The organism is Polyangium sp. 15x6 (assembly GCF_029960785.1).
In the GTDB taxonomy this organism is placed as follows: Bacteria; Myxococcota_A; Polyangia; order Polyangiales; family Polyangiaceae; genus Polyangium.
Map to the genome: position 1 here is coordinate 1 of NZ_JASBQE010000077.1, position 21,051 is coordinate 21,051.

At 70.4% G+C, this 21,051-nt stretch carries 15 protein-coding genes; 11 read left to right on the top strand and 4 right to left on the bottom strand.

Features of this window, described 5'->3' with window-relative positions:
• Positions 1–112 precede the first annotated feature (112 nt).
• On the bottom strand, positions 113–1,717 hold the full coding sequence (locus tag QHF83_RS38245; RefSeq protein WP_282423002.1) for a hypothetical protein: 1,605 nt from the start codon (positions 1,715–1,717) through the stop codon (positions 113–115).
• Positions 1,718–2,226: 509 nt separating this feature from the next.
• Between QHF83_RS38245 and QHF83_RS38250 the strand changes: the two genes are divergently transcribed.
• The 3 genes from QHF83_RS38250 (at position 2,227) to QHF83_RS38260 (ending at position 5,960) form a co-directional block, all read left to right on the top strand.
• The gene (locus QHF83_RS38250; protein WP_282423003.1) at positions 2,227–2,850 is read left to right on the top strand and encodes a hypothetical protein; all 624 of its coding nucleotides are present in this window, start codon (positions 2,227–2,229) and stop codon (positions 2,848–2,850) included.
• Positions 2,837–4,096, top strand: a complete 1,260-nt coding sequence (locus tag QHF83_RS38255) for a hypothetical protein (RefSeq protein WP_282423004.1) — start codon at positions 2,837–2,839, stop codon at positions 4,094–4,096. Before QHF83_RS38250 ends, QHF83_RS38255 begins: the two co-directional genes overlap by 14 nt.
• Positions 4,097–4,232: 136 nt before the next feature.
• Entirely contained in the window at positions 4,233–5,960 is a 1,728-nt protein-coding gene (locus QHF83_RS38260) for a PAS domain S-box protein (protein WP_282423005.1), read from the top strand.
• Here the strand turns inward: QHF83_RS38260 and QHF83_RS38265 are convergent.
• Positions 5,947–6,351 carry a PilZ domain-containing protein gene (locus tag QHF83_RS38265; protein WP_282423006.1) on the bottom strand — a complete coding sequence of 135 codons (405 nt, stop codon included), beginning with the start codon at positions 6,349–6,351 and terminating at the stop codon, positions 5,947–5,949. The two genes, QHF83_RS38260 and QHF83_RS38265, sit on opposite strands and share 14 nt — an antisense overlap.
• Positions 6,352–6,441: 90 nt before the next feature.
• Here QHF83_RS38265 and QHF83_RS38270 point away from each other — a divergent pair, with 90 nt between their 5' ends.
• On the top strand, positions 6,442–7,617 hold the full coding sequence (locus QHF83_RS38270) for a hypothetical protein (RefSeq protein ID WP_282423007.1): 1,176 nt from the start codon (positions 6,442–6,444) through the stop codon (positions 7,615–7,617).
• A gap of 3 nt (positions 7,618–7,620) precedes the next feature.
• Here the strand turns inward: QHF83_RS38270 and QHF83_RS38275 are convergent, their stop codons facing one another.
• On the bottom strand, positions 7,621–8,451 hold the full coding sequence (locus QHF83_RS38275) for a J domain-containing protein (protein ID WP_282423008.1): 831 nt from the start codon (positions 8,449–8,451) through the stop codon (positions 7,621–7,623).
• A gap of 56 nt (positions 8,452–8,507) precedes the next feature.
• On the opposite strand from QHF83_RS38275, the gene QHF83_RS38280 reads away from it, so the two are divergent.
• The 7 genes from QHF83_RS38280 to QHF83_RS38310 all read left to right on the top strand — a co-directional run bounded on the left by QHF83_RS38280 (position 8,508) and on the right by QHF83_RS38310 (position 15,659).
• On the top strand, positions 8,508–9,320 hold the full coding sequence (locus tag QHF83_RS38280) for a hypothetical protein (RefSeq protein WP_282423009.1): 813 nt from the start codon (positions 8,508–8,510) through the stop codon (positions 9,318–9,320).
• On the top strand, positions 9,317–10,150 hold the full coding sequence (locus QHF83_RS38285) for a S8 family serine peptidase (RefSeq protein WP_282423010.1): 834 nt from the start codon (positions 9,317–9,319) through the stop codon (positions 10,148–10,150). Before QHF83_RS38280 ends, QHF83_RS38285 begins: the two co-directional genes overlap by 4 nt.
• On the top strand, positions 10,147–11,889 hold the full coding sequence (locus tag QHF83_RS38290; RefSeq protein ID WP_282423011.1) for a tetratricopeptide repeat protein: 1,743 nt from the start codon (positions 10,147–10,149) through the stop codon (positions 11,887–11,889). The genes QHF83_RS38285 and QHF83_RS38290 overlap by 4 nt, the downstream gene beginning before the upstream one ends.
• 36 nt (positions 11,890–11,925) lie before the next feature.
• The gene (locus QHF83_RS38295; protein WP_282423012.1) at positions 11,926–12,660 is read left to right on the top strand and encodes an FAD-dependent oxidoreductase; all 735 of its coding nucleotides are present in this window, start codon (positions 11,926–11,928) and stop codon (positions 12,658–12,660) included.
• A gap of 72 nt (positions 12,661–12,732) precedes the next feature.
• Positions 12,733–13,842: a hypothetical protein gene (locus QHF83_RS38300; protein ID WP_282423013.1), complete on the top strand. Its 1,110-nt coding sequence runs from the start codon at positions 12,733–12,735 to the stop codon at positions 13,840–13,842.
• A 154-nt stretch (positions 13,843–13,996) separates the two neighbouring features.
• Positions 13,997–14,644: a hypothetical protein gene (locus QHF83_RS38305; protein WP_282423014.1), complete on the top strand. Its 648-nt coding sequence runs from the start codon at positions 13,997–13,999 to the stop codon at positions 14,642–14,644.
• Positions 14,645–14,798: 154 nt separating this feature from the next.
• On the top strand, positions 14,799–15,659 hold the full coding sequence (locus tag QHF83_RS38310; protein WP_282423015.1) for a Sir2 family NAD-dependent protein deacetylase: 861 nt from the start codon (positions 14,799–14,801) through the stop codon (positions 15,657–15,659).
• Between the two features lie 98 nt (positions 15,660–15,757).
• On the opposite strand, the gene QHF83_RS38315 is transcribed toward QHF83_RS38310, so the two are convergent.
• Complete coding sequence (locus tag QHF83_RS38315) at positions 15,758–20,860, bottom strand: DUF4215 domain-containing protein (protein ID WP_282423016.1); 5,103 nt, start codon at positions 20,858–20,860, stop codon at positions 15,758–15,760.
• Between the last annotated feature and the right edge of the window lie 191 nt (positions 20,861–21,051).

The following is a 21,051-nucleotide window of genomic DNA, read 5'->3' on the forward strand; positions in this document are numbered from 1 at the left end:
GGAAAAACCGCGCATCGCGCGGTTTTTCCGCCTTCGGTCCAGGCCGTGCCTGGTCCGGGGTGCAGGGGGCGGACAGCCCCCTGCTGGGGTGCGGGGCGACGCCCCGCGCATCTCACGGCGCGCCGGGATCTATCTTCGCGAAGACCTCGTCGCGCGGCCGGGCGCGGTAGAACAGGCTGCGCTTTGGCGCTTCGGCCATGATGCCCTCCCAGGTGCGGCGGCGTGGGCGCTTCATCTGATCGGCGAGGCCGAATGGAAACCCTGTCACGGGGTCGGCGCGCTCGACGAAGATCGCGTGCTGGTGGATGTGCTTGTCGCGCTTCTCGCCCTGGATGGAGACGATGTCGCCTGGGCGGACCTCGTCTGCGAAATCGCGTAGCTCCGCGAAGAACCGCGAGCGCTCACCGAAGGGGATACGTTCCTCGCCGCGGAAGCGGCGGACTTCGAAGAGCTCGGGCTTCGCCTCGGCGAACTCGCCGAACGAGATGACGCCGCGACGGTTCTTGATGCCGGATTCGTCGAAATCGAGACGACCCACGGCGCGGCCGGGTTTGTCGCCGCGGGCGCGGTACCACGTGCCCGCGGCGCGCTCGTAGGTATCGAGGACGAAATCGACGCAGACCTCGGGCGGACGCGGGCGGCCGGAGGGATCGAAGACCGCGTATCGTTTGTCCTCGAATGAAAAACTGTCGCGCCCCTGGAGATAGGCCGTCATCCATTGCGGCCTGAGGATGCCGTCGCGGAAATGGTCTGGCTCGGCCTCGGGACGATCGAACGGGAGCGCCTCGTCGACGGCGCGGCCCACGGCCTCGCGGATCGCCTGCATCGCGCGGCGTTTTTGCGCCGTCTTGTCTTGGAAGACGCGCACGGCGTCGCGGATGGGGCGATCCTCGGCGAGGCATTCGAGCGAAAGGCGCGCGCCATCCGCGTGGAGCAGCGCCGCGGCCCAGGTCTCGCCGAAGCGAAGATCGACGACCATCGCGGATTCCGTCGTGTGGCGGAGACGCGCGCGCTCGAAGCCGATCTCGTCGGCGAGCGCGGCGAGATCCCGGTGGAGCGGACGCTCGAGCTCGGCCTCCGTCACTGCGACGCGATCGCCGTAGAGCAGATCGGCGGGTTTGCCCGAGGCGTCCTGATAGCGGACTTCGCGGCGGACCTCGACGCGATCGAGGACGCGCATCTCGTGGCCGCGCAAGAGGTGGATGCGGGGCTCGTCGAAGAGATCCGGCAGCGTGATTTGCGTGACGAGGGCGAGGGCGTCCTCGGGGTCGGACGTATAGGCGTAGCCCTCGCGGAGCACGAGGGCGCGGAGGGCGCGGGGATCGCCGCGGTGCCGCTTCCGTAGCCCGCCGACGCGGCCGCCTGGGCGCTCCTTGTCGAACAGGCGGGCCGAGGGGACGAGACGCGCGTCGAGGCCCTCCTCAGGCATCGGCGCGGGCTCGCGGACGAAGACGACCGGCTCGCCGCGGGCGCGGCCAAGGATCTCGATCCGGGCCGCGTCGAAGGCGGGCGCGCCGGGGGATGCGGGCGAGGCGAGCACCTCCGCGACGCGGCGCCGGCAGGCATGGGCCTCGTCCTCGACGTCCGGGGCGGCCGGCGCGGGGGCGGAGGTGGTGGGCGCTGCCGTGCTGGCGAGCGCGGGCGCGGGGAGCGGGCCTCGGTCGCAGGCGAGGCCGAGGAGCGAAAGAAAAACGGTCGGGAGGAGTGCCCAGCGCATGGGGGGGACCGATGGACGAACGAGGGGGGCCGGGGAATTCCCACGATCGAGGCGCGGCGTCCATCCGCCGGCGCATCCGGAGCGACCGGGCGAGCGTCGTTGCCGCGGATCGGACCAGCAATGTCCGAGGTGCCGTGAATACGACGACGCACTGCGCCGTGGGCCGCGGCGAGGGGACATGGACATTGTCAGTCCCATCGCCGGACATTCCTCTCGACAATCACGTACGCGCCGGATCGCCTTTGAAACAAGGGCTTCCGGCTTTTTTCCAGGAATTCGGTTCGCGGACGGAGAATGTCCGATCGCGGGATCGATTCCATTGCGGCGAACCCGGAGATTGCGTATGCATGGGTTCACGGCTCGCGGGACATGAGCCGGCGCTCGGGGAGGCCGATCGCGCGAGAAGCGCGGCGAGGGCCGTCCTTTGTACGGAGGTGCGTCCGATACGTGGGCGCGCCTTCCATTTCGAGCGAACAACGAACGACTCGAACCATTCCTCGGACCTGGCCATGCAAGGAATCGACGTCTTCTTGGATACTTACGTGCGGATCGACGAGGGAACGGCCGTGCTCCTCTGCTCGCACCGCTCCTCGGTGCGAACGGCGGCCTGGATCTACGCGGCGCTCTTCACGCGCGGCACGGGCCCCGAGATGTATTGCTTCGAGGAAGACGACGAGGCCGGCGACGAGGCGGTGACCGCGGCGATCCAGGCGCTCCGCGCGCGTCCGGGCGTGCGGCGCGTGGCCGTGATCGTATGCGAGCCGGGCGGGCCGTCTCTGCAAAACGCGCTCTCGGCGGCGCAGGGCGACAAGCCCGAGCGGACGCCGATCTTCCGCATCTCCGGGCGCGGGACGGGGATCTTCGAGACGGGATTCGCGCCGGCCGAGGACGATGCCGAAAACGAGAGCCTCGGGCTCACGTCGAGCGACATCGACGATCTGCTCGCGCAGTGCGACACCGAAATGGGCGATCTCGATGATCGCGATATCGAGGAGGTCGCCGCGATGGCCCTCGAAGAGGATATCGACGCGCTGAGCGACGAGGAGCTCGCCGCGCTCGCCGAGCTCGAGGACAGCGAGCTTCTCGAGCTCGCGACGGCCTGGGGCGAGGAGGGATTCCGTGTTCTTGCCTGAAGAGGTGCCCGTGCGACGAAATGCATTGCAGGCTTCGAGCGGCCCCGCGTCACGGCGGCGCTTGGACGGGCGGTTCATCACGGACGAGCCGCTCGCGCCCTACGACCGCCACGTGCGGCGCGAGCTCGCGAGCTGGTCGGCCGAGGCGCTGCGAAGGCTCGACGAGGCGCCCGAGGACCCGATGGAGCGCGCCGCGGCGCTCGCCCGCGCGCACCAGGACGCGGCCCTCATCGCGAGTCACCTGGGCCGCCCGAACGAGGCGCGGCTCGTCTGCCACGCGGGGCTCGATTGCGTGGCCGAGCACGCGGAGACGTCGGGCGACGAGGCCATCCTGCTCCTCGGCTTCGGCCCGCTCGTGGAGCTGTCGCGGCTCGACGCGGGGCTCGGGCGGACCGACGAGGCGCTCTGCGTGCTGGAGCGTCTCGCGGGGCTCCTGCGCGGCCAGGGGCTCGCGTTCGGGGCGCTCTCGATCTCGGCCGCGACCTGGTCGCGCATCGGGCCGGGCGAAGGCGGCGCCGAGGGCGCGCTCGCGTCGATGGTGGCGATCGAGACGCAACGGACGCTGCTCGGATCGGGGCGTCACGAGGCAGCGCTGGAGATCGCGCGGGGTCAGGCGCCGTCGCCGCACGATCCGGTGCTCGAGGCGATGCGGCGCGAGGCCTACCTGGTCTCGCTCTGCAGGCTCGGTCGCGGGGAGGAGGCGCTGCTCGTGGGCGCGCTCTGGGCCGCGGAGGCGCACCCGATCCGGCGGCCGATCTTCGAGATTCGTCACGCCGAGTCGCTCGCCGCGTTCGGCGACCCGGTGCGGGCGCACGCGATCGCCGAGGAGTGCGTGCGGCGCGTGGAGTCGCGCCTCGCGGCCGGGCCCGCGACGCTGTTCGATCTGACGATCGCGGCGCGCGTGTCGCGGCTGCTCGCGACGCTCGGAGATCCGCTTGCCGGCGAGCTCTGCCGGGCGGCGCTGCCGGCCGCGACGTCACTCGGAGACGTGCCGCTCGCGGCGGAGCTCGCGCTGCGGATCCTCGCGACGGACAAACGCACGGAGGAGCGCGCCGAGGCGCTCGAGGCGCTGCGCGCGATCGCGACGGGCAGCGGCTATCGGATCCCGGCGGTGGAGCGCGCGGTGGAGGCCGAGGACGGGCCGCTCCTCGCGCGCTCGTTGAAGGAGCGCGCGCCGAGTTATCCGCGGCTCTTCGAACGCCTGCTCGGCTTCCCGCCCGACGCGCTCGATCGTTCGTCGAGGTGACGACCCAGGAGGAAGACACGCGCTCCGCAGCGATGCATCGCTCATCCTCCGTTCCAACCCTCGGATGTAGCAGAACCACGCGCGCTCTCGACGCCGTCACGGCGCCCTCAACGCCGTCGACGGACGCGCGTGCATCGTGCGAGGATGCGACCCCAAACAGGCGCAATCCGCGCGCTGGATCATCAAGGACACGAAGCGGGCGATGGAGCATCGGGACGAGGTGGAGGCGCTGCGCGCCGAGGTGAGCGCGCTCCGAGCAGAGCTCGCAGAGGCCCGCACAGCGCGGGATCGGGAGAGGTATCTCGCCGCGGGCTACCGCGAGATCTTCCACGGCGTCCCCACCGCCATGGTCCTGACCGACGGCCTCGGGCGCTTCGTGGACATGAACGAGGCCTTCGTCACGCTGCTCGGCTACACGCTCGATGACCTGCGCGGCCGCTCCACCGACGAGATCTCACATCCGGACGATCTGCCAGTCGAGAGGCCGCTCGTCGCCGCGCTCGCGCGCGGTACGCGGTCGATCGTGGAGTTCGAGAAGCGCTACCGCCGCAAGGACGGGACCTGGATGTGGGCGCGCCAGTACACCGGCGTCGTGCGGAACGAGCAGGGCGAGATCGTCGCGTCCTACGGGGCGCTGAAGGACGCGGAGGAGGAGCTCAGCACCACGGTGACGTCGGTGCGCGCGGTCGAGGCGCGCAACCGCGCCCTGCTCGACGCGGTGCCCGATCTGCTCTTCGTGATGAGCCGCGACGCGCGGTTCCTCGATTGCAAGCCCGCGCGCGACGTGCCGCTGCTCGTCGCGCCGGCGCAATTCCTCGGCCGGCGGCTCGTTGACGTGTTCAACACCGACTGGTCGCAAAGGCAAGCCGACGTCATCCGCGACGTGGCCGAGGACGGCGAGCCGAGGATGGATGGTTATTCCGTCGACACGCCCGATGGCCCCATGCATTTCGAGGCCCTGTACTCGCGATCGAGCACGGGCGAGGTGGTCGTCGCGATCCGGGACATCACGAAGCGCGTGCAGGCGGAGGTCGAGCGGGATCGTCTGGCGCGCGAGGTGAGCGCGCAGGTGAACGAGCTGCGGCTGTGGAAGGCGCTCGCCGATCGCGCGCCCGACGGGATCTCGATCGTCGGCCTCGACGGCAAGCTCACGTACGCGAACGCGGCGTTCGAGGACATGATCGGTCGAGGTCCGCTCGTCGGGACGAACGTGGCGCGCCTGCTCGCGACATCCGAGGAGGCGCAAACCATCGACGCGACGCTCCGGGCCGAGGGTCAGTACCGCGGGGAGCTCGTGCTCCTGCGCGGCGATCGATCGCAGCTCGCCACGCATGGCGTGCTGTTCGTCATGACGAACGAAGACGGGACGCCCGCGTCGTTCGGCACCATCATGCGGGATCGGACCGAGGAGCGGCGCGCCGAGGAGGAGCGGCTGCTCCTGCGCGAGAAGCTCATCGAGGCGCAGCGGAAGCTCATCGAGGAGCTGGAGACGCCGATCCTGCCCGTGGCGCCCGGCGTCCTCGTGATGCCGCTCGTGGGGCGGGTGGATTCGGCGCGCGCCGAGCGGCTGCTCGGATCGCTGCTCGCGGGGACCACGGCGCACGGGGCGCGCATGGTGATCCTCGACATCACGGGCGTGCCCGTGGTGGACGCGGACGTGGCCGAGGGCCTCGTGCGGGCCGCGCGCGCGGTGCGGCTGCTCGGCGCCGAGACGATGCTCACAGGCGTCGGCCCCCTCGTGGCGCGGCAGCTCGTCGCGCATGCCGAGGAGGTCGCGGTGCTCAGGCCATGCAGCACGCTCGAACGTGCGGTCTCGATCGCGCTCGGGATGTCGCGGCGCGGCGGCGGGCCTAAAGCAAGCTGATCATGTCGACCGTCGCGGCGTAATCGACGCGCGGCTCGCGCGACGACTCGACCGTGGGATACGCGCAGAGCGCCTCTTCGAGGGCGTGGCGTGATCCATCCCGTGGGAGCTCGAACGAAATGCCGACGCCGCGGCTGCCCTCGAGCTCGCCTGCGATCCGCGCGATCTTGCCGCGCGCATCGATCCATTGCTCGCGCCCGGGGATACGGAGCGTGATCAGGACATCGTCGCCCACGGCGGCGGGCACGTCCGAGACGAGGAGCATCCCGCAGGTGGACAGGTCTTTGCCCCGAGCGCCGAGCAGGGTGAAGTCGTCCTCGCGCACGACCTGACACTCGACGGTCACGGCATGGCGCGGGGCGCGCCGCTCGTTGGCTAGCAACATCTCCATCAGTGGCCTCCTCGCGCGGAGCCTACCGAGCCCCCCCGACGCGGCCAAGAAAGCGCCTTTCCCACGCCGCGTTGGGATACGCTCGAAGCCATGCTCTCGCGTACCTTTTTCCTCGCGCTCCTGCCTCTCGCCTGCTTCGCCTGCAGCGATCCGGACTCGAACGAGCCACCGCCGTACCAGGGCGGGCCGCCGAAGGAGATCGTCTGGAGCGCGCTGCCCACGGACGGCGCGCCTGCGCCGCGGTACGCGCATTCGGCCGTGTGGACGGGCTCCAAGATGATCGTGTGGGGCGGCGATCTCGGCGGAAACCCCGCCGCGACGAACACGGGCGGCATTTACGATCCGGCCACACGCACGTGGAAAAGCACGAGCACGGCGGGCGCGCCGGCGGCGCGGTTCTCGCACACCGCATTGTGGACGGGCTCCAAGATGATCGTGTGGGGCGGCTTCGGCGCGACGGATCTCGAAGCGGCGGGCGGGATCTACGATCCGGAGGCCGACACGTGGGCGCCGATGAGCACGATGGGACAACCGCCGCCGCGCTTCGCGCACACCGCGGTGTGGACGGGCTCCAAGATGATCGTGTGGGGCGGCGCGAGCGGGGCGAACGTGCTCAATTCCGGCGGGATCTACGATCCGGCGACCGACACGTGGACGAGCACGAACGGCGCGGGGAGCCCGCCGGCGCGCCGCTACCACGGGGCCGCGTGGAACGGGAAGCAGATGCTGGTCTGGGGCGGGACCGACGCGTTCGATTGGCGGAACGACGGCATGATGTTCGATCCCATGGGCACGCCGCAGGGCGTGTGGATCCAATCGACGAGCACGAGCGGCGCGCCGGAGGGTCGCGAGCGCATGACCGTGATCGCCACGGGGCCATCGTTCCTCGTGTGGGGCGGATGGAACGGCGGCGTCAATTTGAACACGGGTGGCCAGCTCGACGCGGCGTCGATCGAATGGACGCCGATGACGATCAACGGCGCCCCGGGCGCGCGCGCCGACCACGTGAGCGTGTGGGCCGGCAATCACCTCGTCGTGTGGGGAGGTTGTCGGGAAACACCGTGCATGCCGGGCAACATCGAGGGCGATGGGGGGCAATACGTGCCGAGCAAGAGCGGCGGCACGTGGTACCCGATCACGGCGCAGGCGAGCCTCTCGCCGCGGTACGGGACGACGCTCGTGTACACGAAGAGCTCGGTGATCGTGTGGGGCGGACGAACGGATCCGTCGACGCGGACGAACACGGGCGCCGAAGCGCCGCTTTGAGCATCAAGCCACGAGCACGTGATACGCCGCGCTGACCTCGGCAAACCGCGCGGCGTTGCGATCCCGCGTCGCCGCGGGCGCCGTGGCATGGCGATCGGGATGGAGCTCGATCGCGAGCTTGCGGAAGGCGCGCCTCACGTCGGCCTCGCCGGCCGTCTCGGAGAGGCCGAGCTTCTGCAGCGCGCGCCGCTTCGCCTCGGGGATCGGATGTCCGAACCGCGACGACGACGCGCGCGGCGGCTCCGTACGCCGCTCTTCGTGGGCCTTCGGCGCGCCGGGGTAAAACCTTTGCGCGCGCGCCGGCGCGCGGCGGTAGCGGATCTCGGACGCGGGGACGAGATCACGAAGGCGCGGGCGGCCCACGAGGAAATCACACGGTTCGAGCGGGTGAACACGGCGCGCGGCGGCCTTCGTGGGCCTGGCCGTATGGAACGCGACGGCTGCGTCCTGCAGTTCGAAGAGCGCATCGAGCTTCATGCGGAGCTGCACGCGCAGCGCGGCCTCGACCGTCGCCGGATCCGCGAGGCGCTCGGCGACGAGGATCTCCCCGCTCGGCCGCGGATCACCCTCCCCGAGTCGACGCAGGAGCGAACGAAACGCGGGATCGGCGAGGAAACCTTCCCGTCGAAGAAGCTCGCCGAGCGGCGGCGCGGGCAAGCTCGTCTCCACGCCGGCGACGAGGCCCGAGGCCAGGTGAATCTTGTGCCTCGACGTCACCGCGCCCGGAGGCGCCCAGAGATCGGTGAGCTCGAGCGTGCCCGTCGTCCGCTGGCGATACAGCCTCCCGAGCAGATCCCCGAGCGTCGTCGCCGAGAGCCGGCTGGGCAGGATCATGGGCGTCGGTTACCCAAAGCCTCCGATCGAGGCCAAGTTTTTGTAGGATGCGGGCCATGACGCTTCCCGCGCCCGCCGCCGACGTCGCCCGAGCCTCGTTGCTCGGCTTCTCGAGCCGGCTGCGAGATCTGCTCGCCACGCTGGAGTCCGCCGCCCTCGTGGGTCAATCGGAGGTGCGCATGCGCGGGCTCGGCGAGCACCTGCGTTTCGCGTGCCTCGCCCTCCCCTGCGCCGAGGCGCTCGTCGCGCTCGAAGTGGAGACGCTCGGCCGGCTCAGCGTCCCCGTCGTGGCCGATACGCAAGGCTATCGTCGCACCACGCTCGAGTTTCTGCCGAGCGGGACGCCCTTCGCCTACCTGCTCGGCGGCGGCGGCGCGCACGCGGCGGAGCTCGGCCCGGGCGATCCGATGATCGCCGCGCTGCGCCCTGCCCTCGCGACGAAGCCCACGGCCGGCATCTTCGTCCCGATCCGCATCGGCGAGTCCACGATCGGGGGCGCGGCGCTGCTCGCGGAGGGCGCGCCGCTCGGCGATCACCACCTCGAGATGGCCGAGCGCCTCGCCGAGGTCCTCGCGCTCACGGTGGAGTCATTTCGCACCGAGCAGATGATCTTTTCGCTCTTCGCGCGGGCGCTGCCGGACCTGCTCGGCGCGGACGCGCCCACGTCGCTGCGCGAGTCGCTCGCGCAGTACATCCACGCGCTCCGGCTCGGGCCGACGTACAAGGAGCGGCTCGAGCTCGCGCTCGCCGTGGGCAAGCTCTGCGATCGCGGGCCGGCCGAGGCCATGCTCTGCGCCGAGGTGCTCGCGCGCATCGACGCCTACGCGGCCTCGATGGGCGGCGTGGCTTCCTACGACGGGGCGCCATGACGGAGACGAACCCACGAGCGGCGGAAGAGACCCGGCGCGTGCGTGTCGCCCTCGTGGACTCGGGCGTGGACACGTCGCACCCGTGGCTCGTGAACGCCGAGCTCCGCTCGCTGCGCGTCGAGCGGAAAGGCGAAGGGTACGCGGTTTGTCCCGACGAGCCGGTCGATCGGTCGGGTCACGGGACGGCGTGCGCGGGCATCATCCACAGGCTCGCGCCGTTCGCCGAGATCACGAGCGTCTGCGTGCTCTCGCCCGAGGGCCGATGCTCGCGCGAGGGGCTGCTCGCGGCGGTGCGCTTCTGCGTGCGCGAGGGCTTCGACGTGGTGAACCTGAGCCTCGGCATCGACGTGCCCAAAGGCGCGCCGCTCCGGCCGACCGACTACAAGTCGATCGTCGAGCTCTACGAGATCGCGGACATCGCCTACACGGCCGGCGTCGTGCTCGTCGCCTCGGGGCCGAACGCGTCGGCGTTCCGGACCTACCCGGGCCGCTTCAAATCCCTGATCGGCGTGGGGCGCGCGTCGTCCGACGATCCGGAGTTCTTGCGGACCGAGATCACGGTCGACTGGGAGATCCTCGCGCCGGGCAACGACGTGCTCGCGCCCGCGCTCGGCGGCGGCGAGCGGCGGTGGACGGGCACCTCGTTCGCCGCGCCCCACGTGGCGGCGCACGTCGCGCGGCTCCGGCGCGACCGATCCGATCTCTCGATCCAGGACATCAAGGCCGCGCTGCACGCGCTCGCGGCCCGGCGGCTCGAACGCGAAGCAGGCCTTCCGCGAGTCTCGATGCCCCCCGCGCAGATCGATCACGGAGGCGTGCTCTCATCATGATCCGTCCCTTGGACCCCCTGAACGAGGTCTCTTCGATCGCGCGGCTCCTGAAGAGCGCGCCCGCGGAGGAGGCGCACGCCGAGATGGCGCGCCTCGAAACCCTCGACCTCGACCCCTTGCGCGGCGCCGCGCGCCTCTTCGCGAAGGGCGCCCTCGGGCAACGCGAAGGCGCGCTCGACGTGGCCCGCGAGAGCCTGTCCGCGGCGGCCGCGGCGTTCGCGGATCTCGGCGAGACCCGCGCCAGCAAGATCGCGCGGTGCGAGGCGATCCTCGCGGCCGTGCGGCGCGGCCCGCGCCCGGTGTATCGCGAGTCGATCGCGACGCTCGAGGCGATCACGCGGGAGGCGGACGGCGACGCGCTCGTCGAGGTCGTCGCGACGCACTACCGCGGCACGGCGGAGCGGCTGCTCGGCGACGCGGCCGCGACGCAACGGAGCCTGCTCTGGGCGCTCGAACGATCGCAGCCGTTCCTCGACGAACGCGCGAAGATCCTGAACTCGCTCGGCACGCTCTACGTGGTCATGGGCGCGCACGGCGCGGCGCGGGAGCTGCTCGAGCACGCGGCCGAGCTGCACCACCAGCACGGCGACGTCCTCGGCGAGGCGATCTCCTTCGGTCAGCTCGGCTCGGCCGCGCTCGCGCTCGGCAACCTCGAACGCGCGCGGCATTTCCTGCAGCGGCAAGAGTGGCTCTGCTCGCGCGTCGGCGACGTCTTCGGCCAGGCCCGCGCGCTGAACTTCCTCGCCGACGTGGCGAGCGCGCGCGGCCGCCCCGACGACGCCCTCGCGCTCGCCACCCGCGCCCGCGAGATCGCCGCCGCCGCGCGCCCGCCGCTTCGCTTGTGGATCGCCTACGCCACGCGCGCGATCGGCCGCGCCCGGATGGACCTCGGCGTCGCCTTCGCGCGTGAGGATCTCGAGGCGGCCGCGACGCTGTTCGGCGAGGTCGGCAATCCCCTCGGCGCCGCGCTGACGAGCTGGGATCGCGCGCGGATCGAGGCACGCGCGAACGCCTCCGCGCCCGAGCCGCGGGCGCACGCGAGCTTCTTCGGCCCCGCCTCGCAGCTCGCCGCGCTCGGCCTCTCGGGCCGCGTCGCCGAGGTGCTCCGGGACGATCGCACGTTCTCTCGGTCCGACGCGCGCGCCTCCGAGAAGGCCATCGCGGCCGCATCGCAGGGTTTGCCGCACCTCTCCGTGGCGCAAGAGGTGGAGCTCCTCCACGGCGCGCCGGACGAGCTCGCGCGCCTGGCCGAGGCGAAGACCACCGCGCAACGCAACCTCGCCCGCCTCTCCTCCTTTTGCCTCGCTCCCCCGGGCCTCCTCGTGGCGGCCGTGGCGAGCCCGAGCGCGGGCACAGGAAGGACGTCCCTGCCCTCCGAACGCAGCGCGGCCGCGGCGCTCGCGGACTTGCCCGGCCTCGTCGTGTGGGCCTGGCTCGCGAGCGCGCCGGTCGACGAGGTGGCGCGTGATCTCGCCGCGCTGAAGGTCTCGCTCGGCGGCGATGCGCGGGCGAGGCTCTCGCGCGTGGCGGACGCGCGGGTGCTCTCGGCGCCGCTCGCGGGCGAGGTCGGGCCCCTCGTCGAGGCGCTGGATCTCGGTCCGATCGTGGCCGCGGCGCTGTCCTTGCCCCCGGGGACGCTCGAGGTCGGCGCGGGCATCACGTGGGACGCCGAGGCCGAAGGGCGCGCGGTGATGGCGGGCTTTGTGGTGCGCAGGGATCCTACGGACGGGCCCGCTTGACGTAACGTCACCTCCCCCTATGTTCCGCGTCGCCGGATGAAAAAACCCGAGACGTTCGAGGTGCGGCTCGCGTCGGCGACGATGATCGCGCCGATGGTGCGGCAGCTCGTGTTCGAGCGGGTCGATGGTCGGCCTCTCGATCACGACCCGGGTCAGTGGATCAACCTCGCCTTGCCGCTGCCCGAGGGCGAGCGGCGACGCGCGTATTCGATCGCGTCGGCGCCCGACGGATCGAGCCGCTTCGAGCTCGCCGTCACGCGTGTCCCCTGCGGCACGGGCTCGATCTTTCTGCACGATCTCCCCGAGGGCTCGGTCCTCTCGGCGATCGGCCCGCACGGCCTGTTCACGCGCACGTCCGAGGACCCGAGCCCTTCCCTCTTCATCGGCACGGGAACGGGCGTGACGCCGCTCCGCGCGATGATGCAGGCCGCGATCGCGGCCGGTTCGAAGGCGCCGCTCTGGCTCCTCTTCGGCGCGCGCTTCGAGGAGGACATCCTCTACCGCGCCGAGATGGAAGCCTTTACCCGCGCGCACCCGCACGTGCGGTACACGGTCACGCTCTCGCGCCCCGGGGAGTCATGGACGGGCAAGAGCGGTTATGTCCAGACGCACGTCCCTACCCTGCTCCGCGAGCTCGAAGCGGCGAGCGCGCCTGCTCTGCCGCACGTCTACGTTTGCGGCCTCGAACGCATGGTGAAGTCCGTGCGCGAGCTCTGTCGCCACGAGCTCGGCGTCGACCGCAAGCACGTGCACACCGAGCGGTACGACTGACGGCGCCAATCGCCCGAGGGCAAGCAATACTCGAGGAAGCCGCGCGCGCGGCCTCTTGCCAGGAGTCTTCGCATGCCCTCGCTTCGCCCTCTTTTCGTGCTCTTCACGTCGTCCTTGCTCGCCACCTTCGCGACCGGCTGCGGGGACGGCGACGGTGGTGCCGGCGGCTCCGGCGGCTCTGGAGGGTCGGGCGGGAGCGGCGGATCGCAGGCGGTCGCGTGTGACGAAGCGCCGACCACGCTCGATCTCTCGGGCACCTGGGCCGCCTACGGCCGGCTCGCCGTGACGCTCGAAGGGACGCCCGGCGGCGCGATCACGATCTGCCCTGCCGATCAGATCGGCGAGTCGACGATGCTCCTCTTCGTCACGATGAGCGCGGACATCATGTTTCCGACGCAGCTCTTCGTGAGGCCCACGCTCTGCTCGATCGAGCTGCCCATCGTGACGGCGCTCGTCGGCACGTGCGACCCGAACGCGGAGACGCTCGTGTCGACGCAGATCATTGCACCTCAAACCTTGATCGACGCGCTCCCCGGCGTGCCCGCCGCGCCCGTCGCGGGCTCGCTCGACGGCCTCTCGCCCGGCGCCGGATTCGCGCTCGAGCGCTTCTTCGTGACCGTCGGCTCGAACGATGCGGGCCCCTCGATGCCCGCGTGGAACGACGCCGCCGCGGGGTGTGGCGGGACGAACCTCGGCCGCACGGACCTCTGCGAGCCCACGTGCGTGACCGACTGCGCGGGCCTGCGCGACGACGACGGGGATGGTTATCCGGGCGTCACGGTCGAGGTCTGCGGAAAAACCCCGGACGACGTGAAATCGGGCGTCGCCTGCAACGCGGCGGAGCCCAATGTCCCGGGGACGACGCTCCAGGGTCGCGCCTTCATCGACATGCAGGTCAATCCGCTGCTCACGGGCCGGGCGAAGAGCTCGTGCGAGCTCTCGGGGACCGTCGACTCCGAGGTGCTCTACAACCTCGTCGGCGCGGACATCTACCTCGCGGGCACGCCGATCGGGGTCACGAGCGCGATCAGGTCGCTCCCCGCGTTCCAGGTCGCGCCTCTGGACAGCCGTTTCCGCATGGTGCGCATCGACGGCAAATTCGGCGCGCCCGACTGGAACGTCGACCCCCAGAACGCCGCCGCGGCCTGCGCGACGCTCCTCATGCGCCAAAACGAGCTCTGAGGGACCGGCCGTAGGGACGGTCGACCCAATCGTGTCGACGAGCGCCAAAATCCCGGCGGGCTCGGTGGACGGGCGCTGGCGGCGAAGCTATAAATTTTCCATGTTACGTCGAATGTCGGTTCTTGGAGAAGCTTCTTCTATGCGAGGAGGGGTCATGCGTTTCGTCTTCCTGGCGCAGGTGACCGGCGCCGCACTGTTTTTGGCTGGATGTCCGGAGGGTCAGGAGGTCGGGCCCACAGGTGGGACCAACTGCCCGACCGGGCAGGTCTGTCCCCCCGGAACGGGCGGCGGCGGTAACGGCGGGAGCGGCGGCGACGGCTCGGGCGGCGCCGGCAACGGCACGGCCCAAGGCGGCAGCGGGCAAGGCGGCGCAGGCAATGGCGGCTCGGGCGGCGCAGGCAACAATGGCTCGGGCGGCGCGGGCAACAATGGCGCGGGCGGCAATGGCACCGGCGGCGCGGGCGCGGGCGGCGGTGGCGGCGGCAGCGGTGGAAACACGGCGGTGTGCGAGCCGCTCGAGGCCGACGTCAATCTCAAGCTCGTCCCGGCGACGAAGTGTTACCCGCTGCAGCCCGAGATCCCGCAGTGCCAGGAGATCATCGAGGGCCCCTGCTGCCCGATCAGCGTGGTCGCGCAGGATCTGCCCGAGGTCATCGCTTACAAAGAGGCGCTCCAGAAGTTCAAGAACGAGAGCTGCGATGCGACCTGCCCGGCGATTCCCTGCCCGGCGATGCCCCAGTTCAAGTGCACGGCGGACCAGAGCGACCCGACCACGGGCACCTGCACGCCGGTCACGCCCTGACGCACCCGGCCTCCCCCTTTTGCGCTCCCCCTGCCCCTTCGTCTTCGCCCCCGCGGCGTGGAGAGAAGGGGCAGGCGTTTTTTCGCCGCCTCCGCGCCGGCCGATGATTCGATGACGAACGCCCCCCGCGACCGGGGGCGAAAGAGGAGCTCTCATGACCCCGCATGAATCCCTGTTCGAGCAAGCCGCCCGCGCCCTCGAAAACGCGCGCGCGCTCGTCATCACGGCGGGCGCGGGCATGGGCGTCGACTCGGGGCTGCCCGATTTCCGCGGCAACGACGGGTTCTGGCGCGCCTACCCGCCGTACAAGGAGCTCGGCCTCGGCTTCTCGTCGCTCGCGAATCCACGCTGGTTCGCGAGCGATCCCACCCTCGCGTGGGGTTTTTATGGTCATCGCCTGGAGCTTTACCGGGCGACCGTGCCGCACCCGGGCTTCGAGATCCTCGCGCGGTTCGCGAGGCGCATGGCCGACGGGTATTTCGTGTTCACCTCGAACGTCGACGGTCAGTTCCAGCGCGCGGGCTTCGACCCGGAGCGCATCGTCGAGTGCCACGGCGCCATCGACTTCCTGCAATGCACGACATCGTGCGGCGCCGGCATCTTCCCCGCGGCTCCGTACCGCCTGAAGGTCGATCCCACGTCGTTTCGTGCCGCGGAGCCGCTCCCGAAGTGCCTGCGCTGCGGCGCGATGGCCCGGCCGAACGTGCTCATGTTCGGCGACGCGCACTGGGATGGAAGCCGCACGTACGCGCAGGAAGAGCGGCTCGACGCGTGGTTCTCGGGGCTACCACGCGAGGCGCGTGGGCGCGTCGTCGTCATCGAATGCGGCGCCGGGACGGCCATCCCCACGGTCCGATCCTTCAGCGAGCGCATCGCGAAGAGCCTCGGCGGCCTGCTCGTTCGCATCAACGTGCGCGAGCCCGAGGTCCCGTCGGGCCATGTGGGTCTGCCGCTCGGGGCGCGCGCCGCGCTCTCCGAGATCCAGCTCCGGTTCGCGCGCGGCGCCCAGGGTTGACGCCGCGCCCCGCGCGGGCGCCATGGCTGGGACCTCAAAAAACGGAAGCGGCGGCATCCCGGAGGACGCCGCCGCTCCTTTTTCGTTACCCGGACGAACTACGCTGCCTTGCGCCGCCGGCGCGCCGCCACGAGCGCGCCCGCGAGCACGAGGACGACCGCGCAGCCCGCGTCGCGGGTCTCGCCGACGGTCCGGCAGCCGCAGCTCTCGTCACTGCCCGGGTCGCGTCCGCCAGTGCCCGCGCCGCCTTCGCCGCCGGCGCCGCCCATGCCGCCGGCGCCGCCCATGCCGCCGTCGCCGCCGCCGCCTGCGCCGCCCTGGCCTTCGAGCTTGCAGTCGAAGGTGCAGCCGTCGCCGGAGACGCCGTTCGCATCGTCGCACTCCTCCGTGCCACCCCAGACGAACCCGTCGCCGCAGCTCGCCTTGAGGCAGCCGCTCAGGCAGGCGTCGAAGTTCGACGCATTGCCGTCGTCGCAAGCCTCACCGGGCTGCACCACGCCGTCGCCGCACGTCGCGCTCGTGCACAGGTTCGAGCACGCGTCGTCGTTGTTCTGGTTGCCGTCGTCGCAGCTCTCGACGCCGAGCTCGACGTAGCCGTCACCGCAGGCCGCGGCCTTGCAGTCCTGCACGCAAGCGTCGGAGTTCGAGCTGTTCGCGTCGTCGCAGTCCTCGACGCCATCGAGGACGAACCCGTCGCCGCACGTTGCGTCCTCGCACGTCGTCGGGCACTCGTCGGTGTCGTCGGAGTTGCCGTCGTCGCACGCCTCCACGTCCGCGCGGACGAACCCGTCGCCGCACGTCGCGTTCTTGCACGTCACGAGGCACGCGTCCGTGTTCGACGCGTTGCCGTCGTCGCACTCCTCGTTCGGGCCCACGATGCCGTCCCCGCACCCCGGTAGGCTGCAGTTGTTCTTGCAGCCGTCGGTGTCGTTCTGGTTGCCGTCGTCGCAGGCCTCGACGCCGCCTTGCACGTAGCCGTCACCGCACGACGCGCTCTTGCAATCAAGGACGCAGGCGTCCGTGTTCGACGCGTTGCCGTCGTCGCACGACTCGACGCCCTGCTGGACGACGCCGTCGCCGCACGTCGCGTTCTTGCAGGCGTTGAGGCATGCGTCGCCGTTCGTCAGGTTGCCGTCGTCGCACTCCTCGACGCCCGCCTGCACGAACCCGTCGCCGCACGTCGCGTTCTTGCACGTCGACGGGCACTGGTCGCTGTTCACCACGTTCCCGTCGTCGCACTCCTCGACGCCCGCCTGCACGAACCCGTCGCCGCACGAGGCCGGCTTGCAGGTCGAGAGGCAGCCATCGGTGTTCGACATGTTCCCGTCGTCGCACGTCTCGACGCCCGCTTGCACGAAGCCGTCGCCGCACGTCGCGGTCTTGCAGCCCATGATGCAGCCGTCGGTGTCCGACATGTTCCCGTCGTCGCACTGCTCGACGCCGGCCTGCACGAACCCGTCGCCGCACGACGCGGACTGACACGAGGCGAGGCAGCCGTCGGTGTTCGACGTGTTCCCGTCGTCGCACGTCTCGACGCCCACCTGCACATGGCCGTCGCCGCACGACGCGGTCTTGCAGCCTGCGACGCACCCGTCGTTGTTCGACATGTTCCCGTCGTCGCATTGCTCGACGCCGACGTTCACGTAGCCGTCGCCGCACGAGGCCGGGATGCACATCGCGAGGCACGCGTCGCCGTTCGACGTGTTCCCGTCGTCGCACTGCTCGACGCCCATCTGCACGAACCCGTCGCCGCACGAGGCCATGACGCACGTGGTCAAGCAGGCGTCCGTGTTCGACGCGTTCGCGTCGTCGCACTGCTCGGGGCCGTTGACCATGCCGTCACCGCAACGCGGGCCTTGCCCGGAGCAATCGGCCTTGCAGGAGCCGTACTGGCCGTTCAGCACGCCGTCGTCGCAGATCTCGCCGCCGTTCGTCACGCCGTCGCCGCAGAAGAAGGACGGCGCGTACTCGTAGGCGCCCATGTCGTACGCGGCGCCGTTGATCCCGTCGCCGTCGATCGGGCGGAGCTTGCCTTCGATGTCCGAGTTCGGCGCGCCCATCGGCGTGCCCGCGTCGATACACACGCTGCCGGCCGCGAGCTTGAGGTCCGTCGGCGCGTTGACGAAGTTCGGGTTCTGCGAGATGCAGCCCGCGCCCGCGGTGACGCTGGAATAGTTGCCGCTCGTGTTGCCCCAGACGTTGGAGTACGTGATGTTCGCCGCCGTCGTGCCGTTGGCGGTCGCGCGATAGACGCCGTACTGCTGCGGGCTCGACGCCAGGCTCGTGATGATGGCGTTCTTGATGTTGACGGACATGGATCCGCCGGTCGACGCGAAGACGTACACGCCGTAGGTGCCGTTGCCGTGGATCGTCGCGTTCGTCAGGTTGAGCGTGCCGGTCGCGCCGCTCGACGCGCCCGTGCGCACGCCGTACGTGCCGCTCGTGCGGATGAGGGCGTTCTCGATCGTCGTGATCGAATTGCCGCTATTCGGCACGAAATACAGGCCCAAGGTCGCGTTCCCTTTGAGCGTCAACCCCTGCACCGTGGGCGCGGCGGTGCCCGTCACGTACATGCCGTACGAGCCGTTGTTCGCCGTGACGTTCTTCAGCATCGGGGTGCCCGCCTCGAGGTAGACGCCGTACGTCGACGCCTCGCTCGCCACGTTCGTGAGCGAGAGGAGCAAGCCGTTGGCCACCGAGCGCACCGCGTACGATGCGTACTGCAGGTTCACGTTCGTCAGCGTCGCGCCCTTCGACGTCGACGGGACCACGACGCCGTACCAGTTGCCCGCGCCCACCGTCGTCGCGCGCAGCGTTATCGGTGAGGCACTCGTGCCGAGCGCGTCCAGCGTGCCGTTCACGCGGATCTCGCCGCGCCCCGTGTCGTCGCCCGACGCCATGAGGTCGCCGTTCGAGAAGTTCACCACCACCCCGGGCTCGATCGTGAGCTTCGCGCTCGGACCGACCGTCATGTCGCCCGCGATCGTGTACGGCGACCCCGCGAGCGTCAGCGTCGTGTTGACCCACAACGTCCCGTGGTAGCCGGGCGTCGGATCGTTCGTGTAGTCGAGCGGCCCGAGATCACCGCCCGTGTCACCCGCGAAGCGCGACGGCGAGTTCGACGTCAGCCGCATGTTCGTCGGGACCGACACGTACAGCGGGTTCGCCGACAAACACCCCGTACCCGCCACCGCGGTGTCGTAGTTTGCGCTCGAGTTGCCCCACACGTTCGAGTACGTCGTCGTCACCGCCGTCGTCCCGTTCGCCGTCACGCGGTAGATGCCGTACTGCTGCGGGCTCGACCCCAGGCCCGTCACGTTGGAGCTCTTCACGTTCACCGTCGTCGAGCCGCCCGTCGACGCGAACACGTACACGCCGTACGTGCCGTTGCCGTGAATCGTGCTGTCCGTGATGTTCACCGTCGACGTCGCACCGGAGCTTGCGCCCGTGCGCACACCGTACGTGCCGCTCCCCTGCACCAGGCAGCCCGTGAAGCTGTTCGTCGTGATCCCGCCCGACGGAACCACGTACATGCCCAAGGTCGAGTTATTCTTCGCCGTGCAACCCGAGACGGTCGCGGACGTCGTGCCCGTGACGTAGAAGCCGTACGTGCCGTTGTTCGCGGTGATGTTGGTGAGCGTCGGCGTGCCGGCTTCGAGGTAGACGCCGTACGTCGACGTGTCGCTCGCCACGTTCGTGAGCGAGAGGAGCGAGCCGTTGACCGCCGAGCGCACCGCGTACGATGCGTACTGCAGGTTCACGTTCGTCAGCGTCGCGCCCTTCGACGTCGACGGGACCACGACGCCGTACCAGTTGCCCGCGCCCACCGTCGTCGCGCGCAGCGTGATCGGTGAGGCACTCGTGCCGAGCGCGTCCAGCGTGCCGTTCACGCGGATCTCGCCGCGCCCCGTGTCGTCGCCCGACGCCATGAGGTCGCCGTTCGAGAAGTTCACCACCACCCCGGGCTCGATCGTGAGCTTCGCGCTCGGACCGACCGTCATGTCGCCCGCGAGCGTGTATGGCGACCCCGCGAGCGTCAGCGTCGTGTTGACCCACAACGTCCCGTGGTAGCCGGGCGTCGGATCGTTCGTGTAGTCGAGCGGCCCGAGATCACCGCCCGTGTCACCCGCGAAGCGCGACGGCGAGTTCGACGTCAGCCGCATGTTCGTCGGGACCGACACGTACAGCGGGTTCGCCGACAAACACCCCGTACCCGCCACCGCGGTGTCGTAGTTTGCGCTCGAGTTGCCCCACACGTTCGAGTACGTCGTCGTCACCGCCGTCGTGCCGTTCGCCGTCACGCGGTAGATGCCGTACTGCTGCGGGCTCGATCCCAGGCCCGTCACGTTGGAGCTCTTCACGTTCACCGTCGTCGAGCCGCCCGTCGACGCGAACACGTACACGCCGTACGTGCCGTTGCCGTGAATCGTGCTGTCCGTGATGTTCACCGTCGACGTCGCACCGGAGCTTGCGCCCGTGCGCACACCGTACGTGCCGCTCCCTTGCACCAGGCAGCCCGTGAAGGTGTTCGTCGTGATCCCGCTCGACGGCACCACGTACATGCCCAAGGTCGAGTTGTTCTTCGCCGTGCAACCCGAGACGGTCGCAGACGCCGTGCCCGTGACGTAGAAGCCGTACGTGCCGTTGTTCGCCTCGACGTTCGTGAGCGTCGGCGTGCCGGCTTGGAGGTAGACGCCATACGTCGAGCTGTTGATGACCGTGTTCGAGACCGCGAGGCCCATGGCCGTCGCGCTCGATCGAATCGCGTAACTCGCGTTCGTCATCGTCGCGTTGGCGATCGTCGCGACGCCCGTCGACTCGACGACGATGCCGTACCAGATGCCCGCGCCCGAGCCGCTCTGCGCTGCGAAGGTCACGGGGCTCGCCGCCGTGCCGTTCACGTTGAGCTGGCCCTTGGCGGTGATCTCGGTGCGCGCCGGGTCGAGGCCCGCGGCCTGGACGTCGCCGTTCGCGAACTGCACGACGGTGCCGGCCTGGATGATCAGGAACGCGCCCTCGGGCACGGTGACGTCGCCCGAAACGATGTACGGGCTGCCTGCAGGGGTCCACGTCTGGTTGATGACGTTGCCGCCCGCGACATTCGTCGCCGCACGCGCGGCGCGTGGCACGAGGGCCACGAGGGCGAGCGCGAGTGCGAGCACCACGAGGTGCGCGACACGCGCAATCGATCGATTCGACATACGAGAAGCCTCCGGGGACGAACCCCGCCTTCGAGACTGTTGGTGCACAAATCATCCGGCGCGCGCCGCCGCCCCGGCGCCACGGAGGCCCCGGCCGGGCAGGGTGAATTCACCGAAATGACCTGGAATTTTGAAGAAATACGTTCGCTCTGGAACGTGTAGACCGGAAAGTACAACCGATCCGGGGCGGC